Annotated in this window: 1 protein-coding gene; it reads right to left on the bottom strand. The window is 68.4% G+C overall.

Annotated elements, in window-relative coordinates; all coding sequences use genetic code 11:
- A partial coding sequence (locus tag ACYVD0_RS18970; RefSeq protein ID WP_460428249.1) for an ATP-binding cassette domain-containing protein occupies positions 1-548 on the bottom strand: 548 nt, incomplete at both ends.

Below are 548 nucleotides of genomic sequence, written 5' to 3'. Positions count from 1 at the left end.
GCGGTCCTCGGTGAGCAGCGCCAGGCCCTTGCGGATGGCCAGGCGGGGATCGTCCATGTGCACCGGCTCGCCGTCGATGTGGATCTCGCCGGCGGTGGCCGGGGTGACCCCGAAAATGGTTTCCGCCACGTTGGTGCGCCCGGAGCCCATCAGCCCGGCGATGCCCAGCACCTCGCCGGCGCGCAGGTCGAAGGAGACGCCCTTGAACACCCCCTCCAGGCCGAGGTTGCGCACCGAGAGCAGGACCTCGTCGCGCGGCGCGCGGCGCTCGGGGAACAGCTGGGTCAGCTCGCGGCCGACCATCATCGAGATCAGCCCGTCGCCGTCCATGCTGTCGGCGCTCTGCAGACCGACGTAGGTGCCGTCGCGGAACACCGCCACCTCGTCGGCGATGGCGAACACCTCGTCCATCTTGTGGGTGATGTAGACGATGCCCTTACCCTGGGCCTTGAGGTCGGCGATGATCGAGAACAGGTGGGCGACCTCCTTCTCGGTGATGGCGGAGGTCGGCTCGTCCATGATCAGCACGTCGCTGTCGTAGGACACCG

The sequence above is a fragment of the Azotobacter armeniacus genome (assembly GCF_054779355.1).
The sequence above is the reverse complement of the archived record's forward strand: the minus strand, read 5'-3'. Positions and strand labels throughout refer to the sequence as shown.